This window comes from Scopulibacillus daqui (assembly GCF_016908855.1).
GTDB classification, from domain to species: Bacteria; Bacillota; Bacilli; order Bacillales; family Sporolactobacillaceae; genus Scopulibacillus_A; species Scopulibacillus_A daqui.
On record NZ_JAFBER010000001.1, the window covers coordinates 42,690 to 64,408 of the forward strand.

A 21,719-nucleotide genomic window follows, 5' to 3' on the forward strand; every position below is an offset into this window, starting at 1 on the left:
TTTTAATCTCTCATCTCTGAAAAAAAAGGAGGATATCAAATCATGCCAACAGTAGAATTAGCCGCTAAAGATCATATCGCTTATGTTACAATTAACCGTCCGGAAGTATTGAACTGTTTTGACTATCAAACGCTGTTATCATTGGAAGAAGCAGTCCAAAGCCTCTATACAAGCAAGGATGCCAGAGTTGTTATTTTTACTGGCGCCGGGGAAAAGGCTTTTAGCGCTGGCGCTGATTTAAAAGAAAGACAGCATTTGAATGCTCAGGAAGTCAAACGGAATGTTAAGAAGATACGGGATGTCTTTTCGCAAGTTGCCGGTCTGCCTCAGCCGACAATAGCGGCGATAAATGGCTATGCTTTTGGAGGAGGATTTGAGCTTGCGCTGGCATGTGATTTTCGCATCGCCGCAAAAACTGCTAAAATGGGTTTAACTGAAACGAGCATGGCCATTATTCCAGGCGCCGGCGGGACACAGCGGCTGCCGCGTTTAATTGGAGAAGCCAAAGCTATGGAAATGATTTTAACGGCCAAGAGGATTTCGGCAGAAGAAGCGGAACGCTGCGGCATTCTTAATGAGGCTGTTGAAGACAGCGACTTAATGGCTGCCTGTGAACGTTTTGCGCAAGACATGTTAAAAAACGGCCCTATTGCTCTTCAGCAAGCCAAGTTTGCTATTAAAAACGGTATGAATACCGACCTTGCGACAGGCTTAGAAATTGAATCAAAAGCTTATGAATTGACCATTCCGACAAAAGACCGTTTGGAAGCGTTGGCCGCTTTTAACGAAAAGCGCAAACCAAGATTTAAAGGAGAGTAAAGCATGCCGCTTGGCTGCTAATCGGGCGTATTTTTGTACAGCTTAAAGGATGAAGATAAATGAGAAATACTTTAAATACACGATCAATGATTTTTACATTATATGGCGACTATATCAGGCATTACAATAGTGAAATCTGGATAGGCAGTTTAATTCGTCTGCTTGAACCCTTTGGGCATAATGAACAATCAGTGCGGGCAGCTATCTCGCGAATGAACAAGCAAGGCTGGATCACTAACCGAAGGGAAAGAAATAAAAGTTTCTATTCGCTGACTGACCGGGGCATTAAGAGGATGGATGAAGCCGCAAAACGGATTTTTAAACTAACCCCTTCTAATTGGGACGGCCGTTGGCGGATGTTTATGTATACGATACCCGAGGAGAAACGCAGCATTCGTGATGAGCTGCGCAGGGAATTAGTTTGGAGCGGCTTTGGGATGCTTTCTAACAGCTGTTGGATAACGCCGAATGATTTAGAAAAGCAAGTGGCAGAAATCATCCAAAAGTACGAGATTGCTTCGTATGTTAACTTTTTTATTGCGGAAAATAAAGGTCCTCAGATGAATCAAAAATTAGTCTATGACTGCTGGGATATCGACGACATTAACAAGCGGTATGATCAATTTATTAAACATTACAGCGAGAAGTATGTTGTAGATAAAAGCAAGATTGAAAAAGGAATTATGAGCGATAAAGACTGCTTTGTTGAAAGAACAAAGCTGGTCCATGAATACCGGAAATTTTTATTTGTTGATCCCGGCCTTCCGCAGGAATTGCTTCCGGAAAAATGGCTTGGCGAATATGCAGCTTCACTGTTCGGAGATTATTATCGGGCGCTTGCCAAGCCGGCTAATCGGTTTTTCGAAAAAGTATTTTTTGATGATAATGCCCATGCGCAAAAAAGTGAAGCGTATGATGTTCTTGACCATCCATTAATCATTGATTAAGTTGATGCCTTTTCCTAATGAAAAGGCATCAACGCAGCTGCTTCAACAGAATAGCAGCTGAAACGCCTCTTCACCGCTTGCTGAATGCCAGTTCAATTGCGGTATCGTATTTCTTGCATCCTCTTTAATCTTGGCTGGCTTTAAATATTTTCCCTTTATTAACGTAGATTTGTACGCCTTTTTTCATATTTTGCAATTCTTCGTTCGTCAGTTCGCGAACGATTTTGCATGGCGATCCCATAACCATTGTCCGGGGAGGAATCTTTTTTCCCGGCGGGACGAGTGCATGAGCGGCTATAAACGCCTCTTCGCCGATATCTGCGCCGTCGAGCACAGTTGCTCCCATGCCGACCAAAGCGCCTTTGCGGACGGTACAGCCGTGAAGAATGACATTATGGCCGACGGTAACGTCATCTTCGATAACAAGCGGCTTGTCCTCATATAAATGCAAGGTGGCATTATCTTGGATGCTGCACCGTTCTCCGATTGTAATCGGCGCCTCATCGCCGCGGATGACAGCATTGAACCATATGCTTGTTTCCTTGCCGATAGTGACATCGCCGATAATTTTTGCGCCGTCAGCTATGTATACGCTTTCATGTACGTTTGGAAAGTGTGATTGAAACCGAATCAGCATAGTCATAACCCCTTTTTAAAATAAAAATATTTCTTAAAAAATTATAACATGAATGGAAGTGTTTTGCGTGACTAATCAGATTACAAAATTATTAGGCATTAAATATCCGATTTTTCAAGGCGGTATGGGGAATATCAGCGACGGCCGCTTAGCGGCTGCTGTTTCAAACGCCGGGGGATTGGGGACGATTGGCGCCGGCACGATGCCTGTCAAACTATTCTCAGAAAGGCTGGAACAGATGGTGGCTGGGACAAATTTGCCGTGCTGCGTCAATATTCCGCTTTCTGTTCATCCAGAAGTGAAAGATATTATCAAAACAGTCATTGAATCCAAAGTGCCTGTCGTCTCATTGTCAGCGGGAAATCCGCAGCCGTATATACCCATTTTTCATGATCATGGCATGAAAGTGATTTGTGTCACGGCTTCTGTTCATCAGGCGAAAAAAGCGGAAGCCGCAGGAGCAGATATCATTGTTTGTGAAGGCTATGAAGCTGCCGGACTCAATTCGCATCTAGAAACAACAACGATGACGCTTGTCCCGCAAATTGCCGATGCTGTCAATATTCCGGTTGCGGCGGCCGGCGGCATTGCTGATGGAAGGGGACTTGCTGCTGCACTGTCTCTCGGCGCTCAAGGCGTTCAAATGGGAACGAGATTTATAGCGACAAAGGAGGCGCCGTATCATCGGATCTATAAAGAAAAGATACTTGAAGCAAATGACGAGGCAACAACGATTGTTGGCCGTAAATTTCAGCGGATTCGCCGGATTATGAAAGGTGATTATGCGGATAAATTATTAAATATAGAACAGGAAAACAATACAGCAGAATATCTTAAGATGACAAATGAAGACCGCCATATTTTAGGCGCTGTTAAAGGCAATCTAGACAAAGGTTATATCAACAGCGGACAGATCGCAGGGCTGATCAAAGACATGCCAAGCGTTGAAGAACTCATTTTAAATATGGTTGCCGATGCGAAAAGGATTCTAAGTGAAGGCGCTCAATTGTTATAGATTCATCCCTTTACCGCTTAAAAGCATCACATTATTTAAACGTCAGCACAAAATATGTAATATCAATATCCTTTAAATGAGAAATCAAATGCCCTTTTTATATAAGGAATTTTCAGTTTTATTTGACGTTTGTTTAACGAGATGGTATGATATCGTTAAATAAACGTTATATTTTTTAGATTCAAAAAATTTATTTTTTTATGATCAGAAATATATTCTGCAAAAAAGATACAGGTTAGCCGCTGGGGCGTTGCCAGCGCCTTATTGGCGTGACCGCTGACCAAGTTTTCTTTTGAAGGAGGAGTCCGATGAAACCGGGAATGAAAATTGGCCAAACTGCAACCGTTAAAGCCACTGTTACCCCAGATATGTTTGCACAATTCGAAGGGAAAGTCGTTCATCGTGCCCTTTCAACTGTTTCCATGGTTTACTATATGGAGTGGGCGGCAAGGCAAATTATTTTGCCATATCTTGAAGAGCATGAAGAAGGCATCGGCGGTGCTGTCTCCGTCAAACATGTAGCGCCGACAACAGAAGGCGATGAGATTTCAGCCACAGCAACGTTGACAGGGCTGAAAGGGAAGGCTGTCATTACCGCTGTGGAAGTCTATAACACGAAAGAATTGATAGGCAGAGGCGAAGTCACTCAATTTATTTTAAATAAAAATGATATTGCCGCTAAGCTGGCCTAAATCTTCCAGCTTAAAATGTAAGCGTTTACTGTATAAAAGCGCCAAAGGAAATATAAATAGAAATTCGTTTATATGGAAGGAGCATTTTATGGATACATCATTCCCTATCAAGCAAATTGTTGATGGAAAAGGCAATCTTATTGATGAAACGTATAAAGATCATTTAACGAAAGATTTTGTCCATAAAGTTTATAAAAAAATGCTGTTTGCCCGGATGTTTGATAGAAAATGCGTCAATCTCCAGCGTCAAGGGCGAATCGGAACTTATGTGCCGTTTGAAGGACAGGAGGCCGCGCAAGTGGGGAGTGCTCTTGCCTTAGCTGAGGATGACTGGATGTTCCCAACATATAGGGATCATGGTGCAACGCTCACATTTGGTGCGACAATGGTTAATCTCCTCTTGTATTGGCAAGGCAGGTATGAAGGCGTGCTTCCGCCAAAGGACAAGAAGATTTTCCCTCCGGCCGTACCCATTGCTTCCCAGCTTCTTCATGCAACCGGGGCTGCAATCGCAGAAAAGAAAAAAGGAACAGACCGAGTTGCCATCGTCTATTTTGGCGATGGCGCGACATCGGAGGGGGATTTCCATGAAGGGCTGAATTTCGCCAGTGTTTTCCAAGCGCCTGTTGTCTTTTTTAATCAAAATAATGGATTCGCCATCAGTGTCCCAATGTCGCGGCAAATGCACAGCAAAACCATTGCGCAAAAAGCATTAGCTTATGATATTGAAGGCGTTCGCATTGACGGCAATGATATTTTTGCTGTTTATTTTACGACATTGAACGCGATTGAAAAGGCGCGCCGCGGTCACGGTCCAACACTCATTGAGGCAGTGACATGGCGTTATGGCGCTCACACTACATCTGATGATCCGTCAAAATACCGCGACCAATCGGAAAACGACATCCGCCGGGAGAAATTTGACCCTGTTGCCCGTATTGAAAGATTTATGAAAAATAACGGCATGTGGGACGAATCCATGGAAGAGTTGGAACAAACAGCATCAAAAGAAATTGAAACGGCAGTTAAAGAGATGGAAAGCGCGCCGCCTGTTGACCGAAATCACTTATTCGATCATGTCTTTGAGCGCACACCATGGCCGATTAGCGAGCAGAAGGAACGGTTTCTGCAATTACAAGGAGGGAATAACGAATGAAGACGGCGACTTCCGTAAAGCAATTAACGCTCATTCAATCAATTAATGATGCCCTTCGGATCATTTTAGAAGAAAACGAAGATGTGCTTATTCTTGGGCAGGATGTTGGGAAAAACGGCGGTGTTTTTCGGGCGACAGAAGGGCTATACGAAAAGTTCGGCGAAGATCGTGTCATTGATACGCCGCTTGCTGAATCGGGAATTATCGGTACATCAATCGGCATGGCTGTTAACGGCATAAGGCCCATTGCTGAAATCCAATTTTTTGGTTTTATTTATCCCGGTTTCAATCAAATTATGACCCACGCTTCTCGAATCAGAAGCCGGACGCTCGGCCGTTATACCGTTCCGATGGTCATTCGTACGCCGTATGGAGCGGGTGTCCGCGCGCCTGAAATTCATTCTGACAGCATGGAAGCTCTTTTTACACATATGCCGGGGATAAAGGTCGTGGTACCGTCAAACCCTTATGATGCCAAGGGGTTATTAATTTCAAGCGTTGAGGATCCAGATCCTGTTCTCTTTCTGGAACCTATGAAACTGTACCGTGCAGGGCGCAAAGAAGTTCCTGAAGAGAAGTACACCGTTCCGCTGGGGAAAGGGAACGTTTTAAAAGACGGCGAAGATGTTTCCATATTTGCTTGGGGCGCGATGATCCCGCTTGCTTTAAAAGCGGCCGATGAGATAGAAAGCGAGAAAGGCATTCATTGTGAAGTGATTGATCTAAGAACGCTCTATCCGCTCGATAAAACATTGATTAAAGCTTCTGTAGAAAAAACGGGACGTGTGGTCATCATTCATGAAGCGCATCAAACGGGAGGCGTCAGCGGAGATATTATTTCTCTTATCAACGATACCGAAACTGCGTTTCTATCATTGAAAGCACCGATTGAAAGAGTCACAGGCTATGATGTTCCCGTTCCGATGTTTTCGCTTGAAGATGATTATTTGCCTCATGTTCAAGAGATTAAGCAAAAAATTGAACGAGTCTTCTATTATTAGAGAGGAGGACCGCTATGGTAGATGTGAAGTTACATGATATCGGCGAGGGTATGACAGAAGGAGAAGTTATTCATTTATTTGTTAAAGTCGGCGATCAAGTTAAGGTGGACCAGCCGCTTGTAGAAGTACAGACAGATAAAGTAACGGCTGAACTTCCTTCTCCGGCAGAAGGAACGGTGAAAGAAATACTGGTGAACCGCGGTGATGTGATTGAAGTCGGTTCAACAATGGTTGTCATTGACAATGGCGAAGAAATGCTCGGCGAAACCCAAAAAGCCGAAAAAAAACCGGCAAACGAACTTAGAATCGATTCGCTGGAAAAGAAAAAGGTATTTAAACTGGATCATTTTGATGCAAGCGCACCTAAGCGCATTTTAGCGGCGCCTCATACCCGAAAGTTAGCCAGAATGCTTCAGGTTAATATTGAAGATATTAAAGGCACAGGCAGATTAGGGCGTATTACGGATGAAGATGTGGAACGTTATGCGAATGCCTTAAAGGAGCAGCCGGCAGATTACGATGCAGCGAAGCAGGAAGCCCCGGCGCCTGTATCCGAATATCATGAGATGCCATTTAAAGGACGACGGAAAGCTATTGCTAATAAAATGTCTCAATCGCTTTTTACAATTCCGCATGTCACTCATTTTGATGAGGCTGATATCACTCAGCTATTAACGTTAAAAAATACTTTGAAGACGCTGGATGCCAAGCAGACAAAAGGCTGCAATGTTTCCCTTGCCGCCTTTTTTATAAAAGCTATTGCGAACGCGTTACAAGAGTTTCCGATTTTTAACGCTAAGCTGGATGAAGAAAAGCAAGTCATCCGCATGGAAAAAGCCGTTCATATCGGGCTTGCAACGGATACAGAGGAAGGGCTCATTGTCCCGGTCATTAAACATGTTGAAGAGAAGTCAATGATGACGATTCATAAAGAAATGAAAGCACTGATTCAAAAAGCTAGGGACAACAAACTGAGACATGAAGATATGTCCGGCAGCACATTTACCATCAGCAATGTTGGACCGCTTGGAAGTACAGGAGCTACACCGATTATTAATTATCCGGAAGTTGCTTTGATGGCATTTCACAAAACAAAGAAAATGCCGGTCGTTAATGACAATGATGAAATTGTGATTCGTTCAATGATGAATCTGTCTATGACGTTTGATCATCGGGTGGCCGACGGCGGAAAAGCGATCGCCTTTACTAACCGGATTATTGAACAACTTGAGAACCCAGAGCTCATGCTTGTGAATTTAAAATAAGAATGGTTCTATTTTAACATCACGAGTTATTTTCTCATGCGATCTTTCCAAGTTCATCACATGCTGAAAGATATCCTGAATTGCAGGAACCAAAAATATATGAGAGCCATAACGTGCACAAGGCCCTTGACACATACGAAAAGCATCCTAGCCATTTTTAGCCGGGCCGTATTGTACAGTCATGCCCCCTATGTCAAACATATCAGATATGTATTGCCGCTCAGAAAAGTATTATCTATTACTATTTATGAATAATAGTTTTTTAATCATTAAACATCCCCGCGTGAAGCTGAGCTAAGCGGGGATGTTCTTTTATTTAGTGTCTGATTTGAATTGGCGGCCCTTGAGGCTGCGGGGATGATTGATAAGGGGTAGCTAGACCGTGTTTATGAAAGATCGTTTCCTCTCCGCATCTGGCACAATAAGCGGCTTCCGGATCATTAACATGCCTGCAGCCTTTATGCACTAATCCAGGCTCATCCGAACATCGGTTGACAAGGGGTGCACCACATTTAATACAGTATCTGTCTTTGGCATTGCAGACATTCCCGCACCTGACGCAAGTCTTATATTCTTCATTATTGGCCAATGGATTCACTCCTTTATACAAACTTTAATATGATTAATATATGAACATATCTCCGTGCGGGTTCTTAATGATTATTTTCTGGCTGGATATGGCACAGGACAATGGCTTGCACCCATATAATATGCAGAGGGAATAGAAGCGGGAGGTCTCATTATGGCCGTTAACATAAATTTTGGAGCTATCAATGTCAATGCGATGACTCGTGACGGGACTGTTTCCGTAGGGGAAAATAATCAAACAGGATGGTCAGCCCATGGTAAACAAAACATTGGAAATGGATTCTTTTATGGTATGAATTTCACAACAAATTCCATGAACAATATTATTGACAACGATATCGTCGATGATCCGGTTAATGATCAAGACGGCATTCCTTCTAATCAAAATCAAACATTGTAAAGGAGGCAGAATACGGTGAAGTTATCCAAAATTGTCGACGTTTGTTTTGACCATTTAACAGTTAATCATATTGATAATAATTCTGGTATTTTTATTGGCAATAATCAAGCTAACGGCTGGCACTATACAGATAAAAGCAACCATGGTTTCGGGTATATGTCCAATGGGAGCAACAAGGAAACGGTTCAAATTATATTTGACAACGACCATATAGATATGCCTGTTGTTGAAAAGCAATATAATTATTTTCAAAAAGAAAATGATGAGGCGGAGGAACTTAATGATGACAATATGATCATATCGGAACAAAATATTGCTTTTAATGAAATCAATGTGAATAGTCTTCATGATAATGCCACGGTAACAATGGGGAATAACCGGCAAAATGCTTGGCATGCTTATCACAAAGAAAACGCCGGACTAGGGACAATGACTAATAACCATACCGATTATACAATTAATCAAATCATTGATAATGACTTTATAGATGCGCCTATCGATCAATTCTTTCAAGCGAAAACAGCGGATAAAAAATAAAAAAATATTAGTTAAAATAACTTGAAATTTCGAAAAATATAGCATACAATATGAAAATACCATAGCGGGCTTGAGTGATGCGAAAATAGGCCTGAATCTGAAATGGCTGAGGCTTACGGGGATTGATTCAAATGCAAAGGGTATTTTCCAGTCAACACACATGTCAGATGAAACGATGGAAGATTTTTAATATTTTTTGAATGTTCTGTCCTATTTGGGATTGCATTGAAAACAGATGAAGACCGTTCTTATAACTTTCGGTGCAAACCGATACAGATGGCACACCCGACATGTGAAAAGGGGGAGGTACATTCAGCATTTAAGGTTGGACTAGTTGTCTTGCCTTATGGCAGCCGGGAATTTGTACAGGCTTATGGTTAACAATTGCCAGCAGCCTTTTTAGGGAAACAAAAAGTTGTCTCAGTTGGTTTAGAGCATGGTTGGAAAGGGTATAGTGTCTTATATTCCTAAGGGGCATTTGAACATAGTTTCTCAATAATGACGGTTATTTTTATAACATATTTAAAATAAATATATTTTTATACCTTAATTTTTTGTTAAAAGGATGATGACTATGTGGATTCGCTGGATTGGTTATATTATTTCAACATTCTTTTCAGTAACAGCAGCATTGCTGGTTATTTTTCAAGGATATAATATAGGTGATGCATTTATAGACTTCTTAAGGGAGTTCTTTCAAAATAAATCGTAAGAAAAATATCTAAAACTTTATACCTTGTGATTGACTTATTCAAAAGTCTCCTTATTGAGGGAGGCTTTTTTTCATAAAAAATAACAGCTTGTTCTAAAATTCTTGCATCAAGACTAAACTATAGTATGTATGTTCAAAAAGCGCTCATCATCTCCCGGACTTTTTGAACATCTTTTAAACAGGTGTCCAGAAGGAGGGGGCAGTTTGAAAAAAGTTGCATGGTGGTTCTTAGGCATATATATCATTTATCTGATTCTTATAGCTTTATACTTTTTTGTCTGGACGTCGCCGGGGGTGCCTCCGCAATTTAAAGGTACAGCAGCTGATCCTAATGTTTTCATGACGCATAAGCAAGTCGTATTAAGCCAAGATTATACAAGAATTCAAGATTGGATTAACTTTGCAACCATTCCTTTAGATTGGGGCATATATATTTTTGTTCTTGTTTTTGGTTTTTCGGCGTGGTTAAGGAACCGGTCGCATGAAGTCACGCGATTTTCATTTTTTCATATGGCCGTTTATTTTTTGACTTTATCGATTTTAGCTTGGTTAATCGCATTTCCAGGCGATTATTTGGCTCACCAAGTGTCAGTTCACTATGGTATATCTGTCCAGGGCTTTTCGAGTTGGCTCAGGGATAATATCACAAGCTTTTGGGTGAATTGGATTATTACATTTGTGTCAATTATTGTTATTTATTGTTTTATAAAAAAGTTTCCAAATAAATGGTGGCTGCCGGTTTGGCTATTGTCTATTCCGTTTGTTGTTTTCCTCATGTATATTCAGCCGGTTGTCATTGATCCTTTGTACAATCATTTTCACCCGCTGCCTGATGGGACATTAAAAAATGAAATTTTACATTTAGCCGATAAAGCGGATATTCCTGCGCACAATGTCTATGAAGTTGATATGTCGAAGAAAACAAACGCTTTAAATGCCTATGTAAACGGCATCGGTTCGAACTTGCGGATTGTACTTTGGGATACGACGGTTCATCGGCTGAATCATCGTGAAGTCCTGTTTATCATGGCTCATGAAATGGGGCATTATGTCATGAACCATCTGTTTCTAAGTATGATCGGAACGATATTCTTATCGCTTGCGGGTCTTTACTTAACATCAAAACTGTTTAGAGGCGCCGTTTCGCATTGGGGGGCCGCCCTTGGCATTAAAAACCCCGGCGATATCGCTTCATTACCCATTTTACTGTTGATTTTCTCTCTGCTTAATTTTATCGGTTCACCGCTTGAATCAGCGGTTTCCCGGCATTATGAACATCAAGCCGATCAATATGCCATTAAAATGACTCAAGATAAAGAAGCGGGTGTCACCGCTTTTCAAAAGTTAACAGTTAACGGTCTCAGCGATGTGAACCCTCCAGCGCTAGTTAAATTTTTTAATTATGATCATCCGACAACCCTTGAAAGAATAGAATTTATTGAGCATTATCCGATTAAACACCATAAGACGAATCATCATAAAGATTGATTTAAATCGCAACAGGTCAGGTATCAATTGGTGCCTGACTTTTATTGCACATCAGGACTATTTTTATTCATAAATTGATTGATATCTGATAAAATTCTATTCGGCAGTTAATCATTCTTCTCTCATAAATGTTGATATTTGTTCCTTTTTTGTTACCCTTTTTACCAATAAATGCATTAAACTAAACTTAATGATTCGAGAAAAGGAGATTCATATGGGGAAAGGGAGAAAAATGCTGAAATGGCGCGAAGTCGCTATATTAACAGTCGCTGCGCTTGTGATTTTTATTGTCGGTTTCGCAAATTTTGGCGATAGAGATGTATCCGCTGAAGCTAAAAATATGGGCCCGCCAAAAAAGGCAGTGGCTTTAGAGCAGGCGTCTGAACTGAAAAAGCAAATTAAAGGTTCCAATCTCGGCCGTTCTATCGATGAAAAGGCCAGTAAACAAGCACATGAAAAAGTGGTTTACTTAACGTTTGATGACGGCCCGTCGCCGGATGTCAACAAGTTAATGGATACTTTAAATAAGTATCATGCGAAAGCAACATTTTTCATGTTGGCGCCTAATATTAAAAAGCATCCTGAAGCGGTTAAAAGAATGGCGAAAGAAGGTTTCGGCCTCGGACTTCACGGTGTTACACACGATCCAAATAAATTCTATCGTTCAGGGAAGAGCGCTTTGCATGAAATGGAGCAGGATCAGAAAGTTTTAGAGGACATAACGGGCATCAAAACACATATGGTTCGGACGCCTTACGGCAGTTTTCCATATTTGCGCGAATCTGACCGCAGTTTGATGGAATCACACGGATTTAAAATTTGGGACTGGGATATTGACAGCGAAGACTGGGAGTTAAAAAGCAGGCAGTATGTTCCAAAGGTCATCAATAGCTTAAACAGTATAGAAAAGGCGGGAAGAACCCCTGTCATTTTATTGCATGATCATGAAAACAGTGCCACACTTAAGTATTTGCCGGAACTGTTAAGCTATCTAAAACAGCATCATTACAAGATGAAAAGCCTCGATGATTCTATGAAACCAGTAACCTTTCAGTGTCATAACCGCTGTTATGCATACAGCCAAAAGCATAAATCAAACAGATAAAAATGCTCATACATAACCATTCTTCTTTTTATGAAGACATCAAGAAAGGAAGTTTTATGTGAAAAAAGCAGCGACTATCGGAGCTGTCATCTTGATTATATTGTTTTGCGGGACAACTGGTTATGCTTTTTATGTTTATCATTCTGTGCATAATGCCATCAAAAAAGAAAGCAATGATCCATTAAAAAATCAACGCTTTAATAAAGATTTAGGAAAAAATCTTCAAGAGGATAAGCCTGTCTCCTTCCTGTTGTTAGGGGGAGATGAGCGCCAAAGCGATTCGGGCAGAACGGATACGATGGTTGTCGTCACCGTTAACCCGAAGCAAAAATCAATGAAAATGTTAAGCATCCCCCGGGACACACTGACAGCTATTCCCGGGCACAAGCAAGATAAGATTAATGCCGCTTATGCTTACGGCGGTGTCGAGTTGTCTGTCAAAACAGTTGAAAGGATGCTTAAAATACCCATTGACTACTATATAAAGCTCAATATGGACGGTTTTAAAGATCTTATCGATGCTATCGGCGGCGTTACAGTCAGCAACGATTTACCGTTCAGCTTTGGCGGCTATCATTTCAAAAAGGGGATGGTGAACCTTAACACAGGGGACAAAGCGCTTGCCTTTATAAGAATGAGAAAACAAGATCCTAATGGCGATTTTGGACGTGAAGAACGCCAGCGAAAAGTTATTGCAGCGGTTGCGAAAAAAGAAATAAACCTTTCAGGGCTGAAAAATTTACCAAATATATTAGGCGCATTAGGCAGCAACGTTAAAACTAATCTTACTCTTAATGATTTAGAAATGATTATAAAAGATAATAAAAGTGTCTCAAAAAATATTCAAACGCTGCATTTAAAAGGAGAAGAGAAAATCATTAACGGTGTGTGGTATTATGATATCCCTAATGATGAATTAAATAGCGTCTCCGATGAATTGAGGAGCCATCTCGATTTGCCTGAACGTGATAATCAAGACGGGAATCAAAAAAATCCACAAGGCTGTTAATGTTCGTTGTTTTAAAAAGGGGACATATTTATGTTTGTACTGATAAAAAGATATATAGCGCCCGTTTCATTTATTGCCTTAGGCATTTTCGTTCTATCGGGGTGCGGATTTGCCGACAAAGATGTAAAAAAAATCTATGGTTATCTTGAAAAGAGCGCAAACATTGAACAAAACTTGAATGATATGCAAAAAGTGCTGATTAATAATCAAAAAAAAGAAAATAACATTTATAATAAAATTCTTAATCTCAAACTGGGTGACGGGAATCAAATTGAATCTCTTTCAAATCAGGCAGATAAGCTGAATGACAAATGTGAAGAGATCCTTAAAGAAGAGAAGAAAATGATTGACAGATCATATGAATATTACAAAAAAGCCGAACCCTTATTGAACCATTTAGATAAGGATGACCTTAAGGCTAAAGCGGATAACGTCTCAAAAACCGCTTCTCGCCGCTATGAAATGTTTGGCCGGTTGTATCGCGCTTATATTGATAACATCAATCTAAATAAAAACCTTTATACGCTGCTGCATGAAAAAAATTTGGATCAATCGGCCTATAAGAATCAAATCGATGAAATCAATAAAAAGTCAGAAGAAATTTCTAAACTCAGAGACACATTCAACCATTATACAACGGCGTACAATGAAGCAAAAATACAGTTGTATAATGCCGGTCATCTTAATGTTAAATATGATGATCAATAAAACGCTTGATAAAAAAATAACCGCTTGTTAGAATAAAGGAAAGTGATCTGTAAAAATAAATATGCGTGATTTAGGAGGAGTCTGTCACAATGCAGACTCCTTTTTTGTCTTTATGGAATTCCAAATTAATCCATTTTATGAGTCAGGGAGGTGCTCCTTTGAAATGAGTATGTTTTGAATAAACAAGGCCAGAATATCGAACATTAAAAGATTAGGAGGCGGATGATTTTGACAAACGAAGCTATTATAGCCATCGGTATTTTTCTTATCACGTATGCATTTATTATTTCCGAGAAAATTCATCGTACCATTGTTGCCATGATTGGCGGCATCTTAATGGTTGCATTTGGGATGGTCGATCAGGAGACGGCATTGCATCACATTGATTTTAATACAATCGGACTGTTAACAGGCATGATGATTATCGTGTCAATAACAGCTGAAACCGGATTGTTTAAATATATTGCGATTTGGTCCGCCAAAAAAGTCAAAGGCCGGCCGCTTGCCATCCTTATTGTTTTGTCTCTGATCACTGCTGTCGGATCAGCCTTTCTCGACAATGTCACGACAGTTCTGCTTATGGTTCCGGTAACATTCAGTATTACCCGGCAGCTTAATATTTCACCGATTCCGTTTCTTATCACAGAAATACTGATGTCCAACATTGGGGGAACGGCAACAATGATAGGCGATCCGCCAAATATTATGATTGGCAGCGCCGTTAAAGAACTGTCATTTATGGACTTTATTACGAACTTAGCCCCGGTTGTTTTGGTCATTATCATTGTGATTATGGCAATAATGGCTTTTTATTACCGAAAAAACATTCATACAACTGAAGAAGCGCGAAATAGAATGATGAATCTTAATGAAAAAGATGAAATTACAGATAAACCGCTTATGATAAAATCGATTATTGTTTTGCTATTAACTATTATTGGCTTTTTCTTGCATCAAATAGCAGGGATAGAGTCAGCAACGGTCGCGCTTGCCGGAGCCTTTTTATTGCTGCTTTTGGCTGGAGAGCATCATCTTGAAAATGCCTTAAGCAAAGTTGAATGGACAACCATTTTCTTTTTCATTGGTTTGTTTGTTCTTGTTTCCGGTCTTGTCGAAACGGGAGTAATTAAACAGTTAGCGGCAAATGCTATTGATTTAACAGGAGGAAACGTCACCGCCAGCGCATTTCTTGTCTTATGGTTGAGCGCCATTGCTTCGGCATTCGTTGATAATATTCCTTTTGTTGCAACGATGATCCCGTTAATTCAGCAAATGGGCGAGATGGGCATCAATGATTTGAATCCGTTATGGTGGAGTTTAGCTCTTGGCGCATGTCTCGGCGGAAATGGAACGCTGATTGGGGCCAGTGCAAACGTCATTGTTGCAGGATTAGCCGGAAAAGAAGGATACAAAATTTCCTTTATTAAATTTATGGCTGTCGGTCTGCCAATCATGCTGATCACGGTCGCTATCTCTATGGGATATATCTATTTACGTTATTTATAGGGGTCTGCCTCTGTGAATTTGTGGAAAATGTGAATGCATTTAAAGAATGGAGGGAGCCTTTTGAAAGTCCATTACAAAGTGTTTGATTCGCTGGCAGCGATTGAAGAAAAACCAAACGATCAAGATATTGAATTTATCATTGAAACAAAAAATGAGAAAGCGTTTAATAAGCTGCATGAAGTCAGGAAATTTTTTGAAAGTGATAAAGTCCTTACGGATGTGCTATTTTACACACTTGGTGATCATTCCTTTCAAGTGATTGTTCGTCGGGATTCTTATACAGCGTTTGTCCTTGGTTTGTTTGGGTTTCAATTGATAAAGCAAATAGAATGGCGAGAATAGCATGAAATGACATAAGGTGTCCTTCCTGATACAAGGAAAGACACCTTATTTTTAATGTATAATGCCTGGCTAAGATTAAGGATTTCCAGAGGATTTGATCTTTCTTTTAACTTCCTCGGCATCTGTATCACTGTATATGTCTGTGTGATGGCCGCCAGTCGTTTTAGCAATAAAAGCTTTGGCTTCATTATAAGACATTCCAGATTGACTGTTCAGCCGTTTAACCTTCTCAATATCTGTGCCTGCTAATGTTAGCTTGCTTTTTTGGCTGGGGTAAATAGCCATTAAAATCACCTCTTTATTTTAGAGTGGCCGGAATTTAAGCTTTCATTCAGAAGTGAAATGTCTTTATACATTCAGTTCAATATATTTTTAAGCCGTCCATTTCAAAAATTATGATAAACTAAAAATATAAGGATTTAACGATGAAAGCCTTATTGCGGCATCTACATATAACAATATTTTTAAAGGAGAGCAATAAAATGGATCAACAAACATATGAAAAAAAAATGGTCGGAGAAAAAGCAGCGGAATATATTAAGGATGGTATGATTGTTGGTTTGGGAACAGGTTCGACAGTTGCCTTTACAACTAAAAAACTTGCCGACAGAATAAAAGCCGAAAATTTATCTATTCAAGCTGTTTCAACGTCACATGCAACATCGAAGTTAGCGGAATCGCTGGGCATTTCTTTGTTAGATCTCAACGATGTCCAAAAAATTGATTTGACGATTGATGGCTGTGATGAGTTTGATCCAGAGTTAAACGGTATAAAGGGCGGGGGCGGAGCGCTTTTATTTGAAAAAATTGTCGCTCAAGCTTCAGACAGAAATATTTGGGTCGCCGATGCAAGCAAAGCCGTTAACCAGTTAGGCGCATTTCCGTTGCCGGTTGAGGTGTTGCGTTTTGGCTGGCGGCATATGTTTCGCGCTATGGAAGAGAAAGGGCTTCATCCAAAGCTGCGCATGAATGGTGAAGAACCGTTTTTGACAGACAGCAAGAACTATATTCTTGATTGTCATGCCAAAGCAATTGATGATGCGAAAGCCCTTGCCGGGTGGCTTAATGCTTTGCCGGGGGTTGTCGAAAATGGTTTGTTTATAAATATTTGCGATCAAGTTTTGGCCGCAGATCATGACAAAGTTAAAGTGATTAACCGGTAAGTGAAAAGCATATATTGTGTGTAGACAATTTAGGGGGGATTAGGGTGCCGAAGAAGTTAACAGTAGCTGTTATATACGGCGGGAAGTCAGCTGAATACGATGTATCGCTGCAAACTGCTTTTTCAGTTATTAATGCCATGAATAAGGAGCATTATAATCTCATCCCGGTTCATATAACGAACAGCGGACGCTGGATTGAGGGACATGAAATAACTCAGCAGCTTGATTATAAAGAACAATTGCTTTTGGACGAGAACAGCCATCAATCGTATTCTAATAAATGGTTAACGCCGGCAGGCATTAATACACAAATTCAAAAGCCTGACATTGCCTTTCCTTTATTGCATGGTCCAAACGGCGAAGACGGCACTGTTCAGGGACTGCTTGAACTTCTTGATATTGCCTATGTTGGTTCCGGGGTTGTGGGTTCAGCAGCCGGAATGGATAAGGTTATTATGAAAGATATCTTTAAATCCCATGGCCTTAATCAGCCGCTCTATGTATCGGTGACGAAATATGAGTGGCAGCATCATAAACAACAAATGCTTAAAAAAATTGACAAAAATATCGGGATACCCTGTTTTATTAAACCTGCGAATAACGGCTCCAGCATTGGCATTAATCAGTGCAAAACTTGGGATGAGATTGAAAAAGCTGTTGACGAAGCCTTTTATTATGATGAAAAAGTCATTATTGAAGAGAAAATCGCTGGCCGTGAAATTGAGATTGGCGTTATCGGCAATGATGAGCTATCGGTATCTGTCCCTGGCGAAATTAAAACAAACGCTGATTATTATGATTATCAATCTAAATATCATGATGGTGATACATCGCTGATTATCCCAGCGGATCTTAATGAACAAAAAAAGGCGGAAATTGAACAAACAGCAAAACAGGCCTTTCATTGTTTGGATTGCAAGGGGTTAGCGAGAGTTGATTTCTTTATGAGAGCATCTGACCAAGCGGTTTTGATTAATGAAATCAACACAATGCCGGGGTTTACACCGTACAGCATGTTTCCTCTTTTATGGAAGCATACAGGCGTAGATTATTCGGAGCTTATAGATAAACTGATTCGGTTGGGCATTGAACGCCATCAAAGGAAGAAAAGAATAAGGTATAGACTTGAATAATTAACTTTTTTATGCAGCGCGAAGCAGTTCCCTTTTAAGGCGTGGCACCAGCCAAGTTTTCTTGAGAATTCCACCATTGTCTTTTACATGCAATCTGCTTTTGAATATATTAATATTGGACATGACAAAAAAGATCATGTTCCAACCCATACCTCCTCGCTGTTTATGGTCATCGTTAGCCATGTCATGCCTCCTAAGATGGACAGCCCGGCCCAAGGCTGTCCATTATATTTTTCCGAAAAATAGGCAAACTATAACGGAAGAAGGAGGATGGATGATGGAATCGGTAACTCAGCTGAGTCAGGAATTAAAAAAAATCAATATATGGGAAAGAGATCAAGAACGCTCAAATACTTGGGAAAAAATTGGCCGATTGCCATTTTGGATTTTAGACCGGATGACGCCTGCATTTATTCAAAGAAGATTAAATCAATTAATTGGCGAAGTTTCCCGATTTATTGAGTATGGCGGCCGCTATTTGGTTGACGAAAAAAAGATCTGTCAGCTTTATCATGTCAGCTCATTAGCGGAAATTCAAAATCAGCCGATAACAGAAATGGATAAAAAAGCGCGTATATTAATGGAAAAAAGGGTCCGGTTTGCTCAAATTCAAGGTGCAACGACCGGCTTTGGCGGCATGTTCACTTTAGTTGCTGATATTCCGATTCTGCTGGGCACCTCTTTAAAAGTTCTCCAAGAAATGGCTTTAATTTATGGATATGATCCTAATGATGCTTCTGAACGCATTTATATGATCAAATGTCTTCAACTTGCTTTTTCTATGTCTGTAGGAAAACGATCGGTTTTAAGAGAATTGCGGGATTTTCAAACGGAAAAGTCAAATGAACAAGTGATATCGCAGCTCCAAGGTTGGCGGGAAGTATTCAATACATACCGTGAACATATGACTTGGAAAAAATTATTTCAAACCGTACCTTTAGCTGGAACCCTTATAGGATCAACGATGAATAAAGGAATGATAGAAAAGGTTGCCGAAACGGGGCAGATGCTGTATAAAAAACGAAGGGTTCTTGAAAGGTTGAACGAAGTAAATGCGGAAAAACATCTTAGTTAAATATGACATCATTATAAAACGTTGCTACGTATTTTTTTCAGCCATTAATCAAAACTAATAATGTAAGGCGAAAAAAATACAGGTGGTGAAAGTGATGAGAAATGGGACAAGAACAATGATGTCAGTGATTGCCGGTGCAGGACTTGGTGCCGCTGCCCTTGGATTAATGAACAGAACCCGCAATCAAGGCCAGGGGGCTGGACAAAGCAAAGTTAATCAATCAAACAGCCAGGATAAGCAAATATTAAGCAGCATTGCTCAAGAAAGCAAAGACGAATTATATTAAAAAATATTTGAAAAGGCAGTTTTATTCTGCCTTTTTTCAGGTATATATATAGTAAAGAAAAAGAAAAGTACAAAGAAAAAAATCACAGCAAGGATAGACTTGCTGTGATTCATAAAACTATTTTATAACTTTAATTTGAACATTTTTGCGTCCAAAGTTTTTAGCTTGCTGATCATTAGGAATGTATACATCAATGCGGTTGCCTTTAATAGCGCCGCCTGTATCGGCAGCAACAGCTGTACCATAACCAGGAATGTATACTTTAGATCCCAGCGGAATAACGTTAGGGTCAACAGCAATAACTTTAGAATTTGAATTCAATTGTGTACCGTTAGCAGTTGTACCGGATAAGCTGTATGCAGTTGCTTCAACTGAAATTGTTTTTCCGGAATCGTTGCTGCTGTCAGCGGCATTATTGTTTTGATTGTTTTGGTTAGCATTCGCATTTACAGTTTGTTTATGATTTTGAACATTATTGTTTGTTTGTTCTTTAACTTGTGTTTTATTTGTTTCTGCTTTTACAGTTTCTTTTTGAGTATTAACTGTATTTTGTGCAGTTGTTTGCTCTTGTTGTTGAGTGTTTTGTTTAACCGCTTGGTTTTGGTTATTATTTTGATTTTCTTGTTTAGCTGGGGCAACTTTTTGAGCTGGTTTTGCAGTTTCAGCTTGAACGTTGTCATCAGCTTTCTTTACATTTTCAACAGGCTGAGCAGCTTGTTTTGGTTGTGCTACTTCTTTCGGCTGAGCTGGCTGCTGAGGTTGAGCAGCTTGCTTAGGCTGAGCAGTTTCTTTGTGAACATTATTAACAGGTGCTGCAGTGCTTGTTTTTGGTTGAACTGGCGCTTGACCATTGAGAAGCGCAGCCTTAGTGTTTGGACCTACAATGCCATCAGCGGCAAGGTTGTGAGCACTTTGGAAAGCTTTAACTGCTGTTTCAGTTAATGTACCGAAGATGCCGTCAACATGGCCTTTATAGAAACCAAGGCGCTGCAGTTTTTCCTGAAGCAATGATACATATTGTCCTCTGCTGCCTTTGGCAAGCAATTCTTTCCCTAAGTCATTAGCAGCTTCTTTAACATTGACATTTAATGCTTTGTAAGTATTTGGACCGGCAATGCCGTCAACGCTTATGTGATGATCTTTCTGAAATGCTTTTACGGCATTTTCGGTAATTGTGCCGTAATAGCCGGTAACATCAGAGTTTTTGAAGTAGCCTTTTTCTTTAAGTGTATCTTGAAGTTCTGCGACGTTTTTGTTTTTTGTTCCAGGATAAAGTGTGTGATTTGGTTCTGATGCGTGACTGATGCTTGGAGCTGCAATGCCTACGCATGCTGCAAATGAAGTTACAGCTGCTAGTTGCTTAAATAGTTTCATAAAAAAATGACCTCCTTGAGTTCCAAGACTCTGTTTCGTACAAGTGCATTGTAAAGGGTGAACATCACACGAATGTTTTAGGAAGGTTACAGTTTTGTAACAATCAACATAATTTTATAAAATTGTGAATATTGAACCAAATTGTACACCTTATCTATAAAGGCTAGTTCTTTGATTATAAAAAGGAGAATTGAGTATACTAAAAGTGGACTTTAAAGGATGGATCCTGCGTAAGGAGTGAAGATATGGAAGCAAAATATGTCAACGAGTCAAGAGCTGTAAAATCATCGCATGTTTTACCGCCGGATACCAACAATCATGGTACGATGTTTGGCGGTAAATTAATGTCATATATTGATGATATAGCGGCCATCGCGGCCATTCGCCATGCCAGAAAACCCTGTGTTACGGCTTCAACAGATTCTGTAGATTTTCTGACGCCGATTAAAGAAGGGGCGTCAGTTTGTCTGGAAGCTTTTGTCACATACACCCATAATACCTCAATGGAAGTCTTCGTTAAAGTGATTACAGAAGATTTGCTGACAGGCAAACGAGAGCTTTGCACAACGTCTTTTCTAACTTTTGTTGCACTTGATGAGAATGGCAAACCGGCCCAAGTGCCGAAAGTGATTCCGCAAACTGAAGAAGAGAAAATGCTCCATGAAAGTGCGCCTAAGAGAAGAGAAGCTCGCAGGGTAAGAAGAGAAGACAGCAAGCGTTTTGCAGAAACGTTTTCAGTTAAAAAGCCGTGGGAGAAGTAG

Annotated in this window: 26 protein-coding genes; 21 read left to right on the plus strand and 5 right to left on the minus strand. The window is 40.2% G+C overall.

Annotated elements, in window-relative coordinates:
* Nucleotides 1–42 precede the first annotated feature (42 nt).
* Nucleotides 43–819, plus strand: coding sequence for an enoyl-CoA hydratase-related protein (locus tag JOD45_RS00220; RefSeq protein ID WP_205001791.1), 777 nt, complete (start codon nt 43–45; stop codon nt 817–819).
* A 59-nt stretch (nt 820–878) separates the two neighbouring features.
* Entirely contained in the window at nt 879–1,766 is an 888-nt protein-coding gene (gene paaX, locus JOD45_RS00225) for a phenylacetic acid degradation operon negative regulatory protein PaaX (protein WP_205001792.1), read from the plus strand.
* Nucleotides 1,767–1,890: 124 nt separating this feature from the next.
* Here the strand turns inward: paaX and JOD45_RS00230 are convergent, their stop codons facing one another.
* Nucleotides 1,891–2,403: a gamma carbonic anhydrase family protein gene (locus JOD45_RS00230; protein WP_205001793.1), complete on the minus strand. Its 513-nt coding sequence runs from the start codon at nt 2,401–2,403 to the stop codon at nt 1,891–1,893.
* A gap of 67 nt (nt 2,404–2,470) precedes the next feature.
* On the opposite strand from JOD45_RS00230, the gene JOD45_RS00235 reads away from it, so the two are divergent.
* The 5 genes from JOD45_RS00235 (at nt 2,471) to JOD45_RS00255 (ending at nt 7,532) form a co-directional block, all read left to right on the plus strand.
* On the plus strand, nt 2,471–3,418 hold the full coding sequence (locus tag JOD45_RS00235; protein WP_338055999.1) for an NAD(P)H-dependent flavin oxidoreductase: 948 nt from the start codon (nt 2,471–2,473) through the stop codon (nt 3,416–3,418).
* A gap of 308 nt (nt 3,419–3,726) precedes the next feature.
* Nucleotides 3,727–4,110: a thioesterase family protein gene (locus JOD45_RS00240; RefSeq protein ID WP_205001795.1), complete on the plus strand. Its 384-nt coding sequence runs from the start codon at nt 3,727–3,729 to the stop codon at nt 4,108–4,110.
* Nucleotides 4,111–4,198: 88 nt separating this feature from the next.
* Complete coding sequence (pdhA, locus tag JOD45_RS00245) at nt 4,199–5,266, plus strand: pyruvate dehydrogenase (acetyl-transferring) E1 component subunit alpha (protein ID WP_205001796.1); 1,068 nt, start codon at nt 4,199–4,201, stop codon at nt 5,264–5,266.
* Nucleotides 5,263–6,267, plus strand: coding sequence for an alpha-ketoacid dehydrogenase subunit beta (locus tag JOD45_RS00250; protein ID WP_205001797.1), 1,005 nt, complete (start codon nt 5,263–5,265; stop codon nt 6,265–6,267). The genes pdhA and JOD45_RS00250 overlap by 4 nt, the downstream gene beginning before the upstream one ends.
* 14 nt (nt 6,268–6,281) lie before the next feature.
* Nucleotides 6,282–7,532 carry a dihydrolipoamide acetyltransferase family protein gene (locus tag JOD45_RS00255; protein WP_205001798.1) on the plus strand — a complete coding sequence of 417 codons (1,251 nt, stop codon included), beginning with the start codon at nt 6,282–6,284 and terminating at the stop codon, nt 7,530–7,532.
* A gap of 316 nt (nt 7,533–7,848) precedes the next feature.
* Here the strand turns inward: JOD45_RS00255 and JOD45_RS00260 are convergent, their stop codons facing one another.
* The gene (locus tag JOD45_RS00260) at nt 7,849–8,121 is read right to left on the minus strand and encodes a hypothetical protein (protein ID WP_205001799.1); all 273 of its coding nucleotides are present in this window, start codon (nt 8,119–8,121) and stop codon (nt 7,849–7,851) included.
* A 153-nt stretch (nt 8,122–8,274) separates the two neighbouring features.
* On the opposite strand from JOD45_RS00260, the gene JOD45_RS00265 reads away from it, so the two are divergent.
* The 9 genes from JOD45_RS00265 (at nt 8,275) to JOD45_RS00305 (ending at nt 15,927) form a co-directional block, all read left to right on the plus strand.
* On the plus strand, nt 8,275–8,520 hold the full coding sequence (locus JOD45_RS00265) for a spore germination protein (protein WP_205001800.1): 246 nt from the start codon (nt 8,275–8,277) through the stop codon (nt 8,518–8,520).
* Between the two features lie 15 nt (nt 8,521–8,535).
* A complete protein-coding gene (locus tag JOD45_RS00270; RefSeq protein WP_205001801.1) occupies nt 8,536–9,057 on the plus strand; it encodes a hypothetical protein in 522 nt (173 codons plus the stop codon).
* A gap of 574 nt (nt 9,058–9,631) precedes the next feature.
* On the plus strand, nt 9,632–9,769 hold the full coding sequence (locus JOD45_RS00275) for a hypothetical protein (protein WP_205001802.1): 138 nt from the start codon (nt 9,632–9,634) through the stop codon (nt 9,767–9,769).
* 204 nt (nt 9,770–9,973) lie between these two features.
* Nucleotides 9,974–11,257 carry a M48 family metallopeptidase gene (locus tag JOD45_RS00280; protein WP_239548969.1) on the plus strand — a complete coding sequence of 428 codons (1,284 nt, stop codon included), beginning with the start codon at nt 9,974–9,976 and terminating at the stop codon, nt 11,255–11,257.
* Nucleotides 11,258–11,447: 190 nt separating this feature from the next.
* Nucleotides 11,448–12,362 carry a polysaccharide deacetylase family protein gene (locus JOD45_RS00285; protein WP_205001804.1) on the plus strand — a complete coding sequence of 305 codons (915 nt, stop codon included), beginning with the start codon at nt 11,448–11,450 and terminating at the stop codon, nt 12,360–12,362.
* A 58-nt stretch (nt 12,363–12,420) separates the two neighbouring features.
* Nucleotides 12,421–13,371, plus strand: a complete 951-nt coding sequence (locus JOD45_RS00290; RefSeq protein ID WP_205001805.1) for an LCP family glycopolymer transferase — start codon at nt 12,421–12,423, stop codon at nt 13,369–13,371.
* Between the two features lie 30 nt (nt 13,372–13,401).
* Nucleotides 13,402–14,079, plus strand: coding sequence for a YkyA family protein (locus JOD45_RS00295; RefSeq protein ID WP_205001806.1), 678 nt, complete (start codon nt 13,402–13,404; stop codon nt 14,077–14,079).
* Nucleotides 14,080–14,307: 228 nt separating this feature from the next.
* Nucleotides 14,308–15,585: an ArsB/NhaD family transporter gene (locus JOD45_RS00300; protein WP_205001807.1), complete on the plus strand. Its 1,278-nt coding sequence runs from the start codon at nt 14,308–14,310 to the stop codon at nt 15,583–15,585.
* Between the two features lie 60 nt (nt 15,586–15,645).
* Complete coding sequence (locus JOD45_RS00305; protein WP_239548970.1) at nt 15,646–15,927, plus strand: hypothetical protein; 282 nt, start codon at nt 15,646–15,648, stop codon at nt 15,925–15,927.
* Nucleotides 15,928–16,002: 75 nt separating this feature from the next.
* On the opposite strand, the gene JOD45_RS00310 is transcribed toward JOD45_RS00305, so the two are convergent.
* Nucleotides 16,003–16,212, minus strand: coding sequence for a gamma-type small acid-soluble spore protein (locus JOD45_RS00310; protein ID WP_205001808.1), 210 nt, complete (start codon nt 16,210–16,212; stop codon nt 16,003–16,005).
* Between the two features lie 197 nt (nt 16,213–16,409).
* On the opposite strand from JOD45_RS00310, the gene rpiA reads away from it, so the two are divergent.
* Nucleotides 16,410–17,090: a ribose-5-phosphate isomerase RpiA gene (gene rpiA / locus JOD45_RS00315; protein ID WP_205001809.1), complete on the plus strand. Its 681-nt coding sequence runs from the start codon at nt 16,410–16,412 to the stop codon at nt 17,088–17,090.
* 44 nt (nt 17,091–17,134) lie between these two features.
* A complete protein-coding gene (locus JOD45_RS00320; RefSeq protein ID WP_205001810.1) occupies nt 17,135–18,223 on the plus strand; it encodes a D-alanine--D-alanine ligase in 1,089 nt (362 codons plus the stop codon).
* Nucleotides 18,224–18,232: 9 nt separating this feature from the next.
* Here the strand turns inward: JOD45_RS00320 and JOD45_RS00325 are convergent, their stop codons facing one another.
* Entirely contained in the window at nt 18,233–18,406 is a 174-nt protein-coding gene (locus JOD45_RS00325) for a hypothetical protein (RefSeq protein WP_205001811.1), read from the minus strand.
* A gap of 94 nt (nt 18,407–18,500) precedes the next feature.
* Here JOD45_RS00325 and JOD45_RS00330 point away from each other — a divergent pair, with 94 nt between their 5' ends.
* Together JOD45_RS00330 and JOD45_RS00335 are read left to right on the plus strand one after the other, a co-directional pair.
* Nucleotides 18,501–19,298: an EcsC family protein gene (locus JOD45_RS00330; RefSeq protein WP_205001812.1), complete on the plus strand. Its 798-nt coding sequence runs from the start codon at nt 18,501–18,503 to the stop codon at nt 19,296–19,298.
* 94 nt (nt 19,299–19,392) lie between these two features.
* Nucleotides 19,393–19,584: a hypothetical protein gene (locus JOD45_RS00335; RefSeq protein WP_205001813.1), complete on the plus strand. Its 192-nt coding sequence runs from the start codon at nt 19,393–19,395 to the stop codon at nt 19,582–19,584.
* Nucleotides 19,585–19,701: 117 nt separating this feature from the next.
* On the opposite strand, the gene JOD45_RS00340 is transcribed toward JOD45_RS00335, so the two are convergent.
* The gene (locus JOD45_RS00340) at nt 19,702–20,958 is read right to left on the minus strand and encodes a peptidoglycan-binding protein (protein ID WP_205001814.1); all 1,257 of its coding nucleotides are present in this window, start codon (nt 20,956–20,958) and stop codon (nt 19,702–19,704) included.
* A 245-nt stretch (nt 20,959–21,203) separates the two neighbouring features.
* Here JOD45_RS00340 and JOD45_RS00345 point away from each other — a divergent pair, with 245 nt between their 5' ends.
* Complete coding sequence (locus JOD45_RS00345; RefSeq protein WP_205001815.1) at nt 21,204–21,719, plus strand: acyl-CoA thioesterase; 516 nt, start codon at nt 21,204–21,206, stop codon at nt 21,717–21,719.

Excerpts from the sequence above, each read along its gene's own strand:
- JOD45_RS00265 (WP_205001800.1), top strand. The coding sequence starts at position 8,275 with ATGGCCGTTAACATAAATTTTGGAGCTATCAATGTCAATGCGATGACT.
- rpiA (WP_205001809.1), top strand. The coding sequence starts at position 16,410 with ATGGATCAACAAACATATGAAAAAAAAATGGTCGGAGAAAAAGCAGCG.
- JOD45_RS00345 (WP_205001815.1), top strand. The coding sequence starts at position 21,204 with ATGGAAGCAAAATATGTCAACGAGTCAAGAGCTGTAAAATCATCGCAT.
- JOD45_RS00220 (WP_205001791.1), top strand. The coding sequence starts at position 43 with ATGCCAACAGTAGAATTAGCCGCTAAAGATCATATCGCTTATGTTACA.
- JOD45_RS00310 (WP_205001808.1), bottom strand. The coding sequence starts at position 16,212 with ATGGCTATTTACCCCAGCCAAAAAAGCAAGCTAACATTAGCAGGCACA.
- paaX (WP_205001792.1), top strand. The coding sequence starts at position 879 with ATGAGAAATACTTTAAATACACGATCAATGATTTTTACATTATATGGC.
- JOD45_RS00295 (WP_205001806.1), top strand. The coding sequence starts at position 13,402 with ATGTTTGTACTGATAAAAAGATATATAGCGCCCGTTTCATTTATTGCC.
- JOD45_RS00285 (WP_205001804.1), top strand. The coding sequence starts at position 11,448 with ATGATTCGAGAAAAGGAGATTCATATGGGGAAAGGGAGAAAAATGCTG.
- JOD45_RS00230 (WP_205001793.1), bottom strand. The coding sequence starts at position 2,403 with ATGCTGATTCGGTTTCAATCACACTTTCCAAACGTACATGAAAGCGTA.
- pdhA (WP_205001796.1), top strand. The coding sequence starts at position 4,199 with ATGGATACATCATTCCCTATCAAGCAAATTGTTGATGGAAAAGGCAAT.
- JOD45_RS00325 (WP_205001811.1), bottom strand. The coding sequence starts at position 18,406 with ATGGCTAACGATGACCATAAACAGCGAGGAGGTATGGGTTGGAACATG.
- JOD45_RS00330 (WP_205001812.1), top strand. The coding sequence starts at position 18,501 with ATGGAATCGGTAACTCAGCTGAGTCAGGAATTAAAAAAAATCAATATA.
- JOD45_RS00255 (WP_205001798.1), top strand. The coding sequence starts at position 6,282 with ATGGTAGATGTGAAGTTACATGATATCGGCGAGGGTATGACAGAAGGA.
- JOD45_RS00240 (WP_205001795.1), top strand. The coding sequence starts at position 3,727 with ATGAAACCGGGAATGAAAATTGGCCAAACTGCAACCGTTAAAGCCACT.
- JOD45_RS00275 (WP_205001802.1), top strand. The coding sequence starts at position 9,632 with ATGTGGATTCGCTGGATTGGTTATATTATTTCAACATTCTTTTCAGTA.
- JOD45_RS00340 (WP_205001814.1), bottom strand. The coding sequence starts at position 20,958 with ATGAAACTATTTAAGCAACTAGCAGCTGTAACTTCATTTGCAGCATGC.
- JOD45_RS00335 (WP_205001813.1), top strand. The coding sequence starts at position 19,393 with ATGAGAAATGGGACAAGAACAATGATGTCAGTGATTGCCGGTGCAGGA.
- JOD45_RS00250 (WP_205001797.1), top strand. The coding sequence starts at position 5,263 with ATGAAGACGGCGACTTCCGTAAAGCAATTAACGCTCATTCAATCAATT.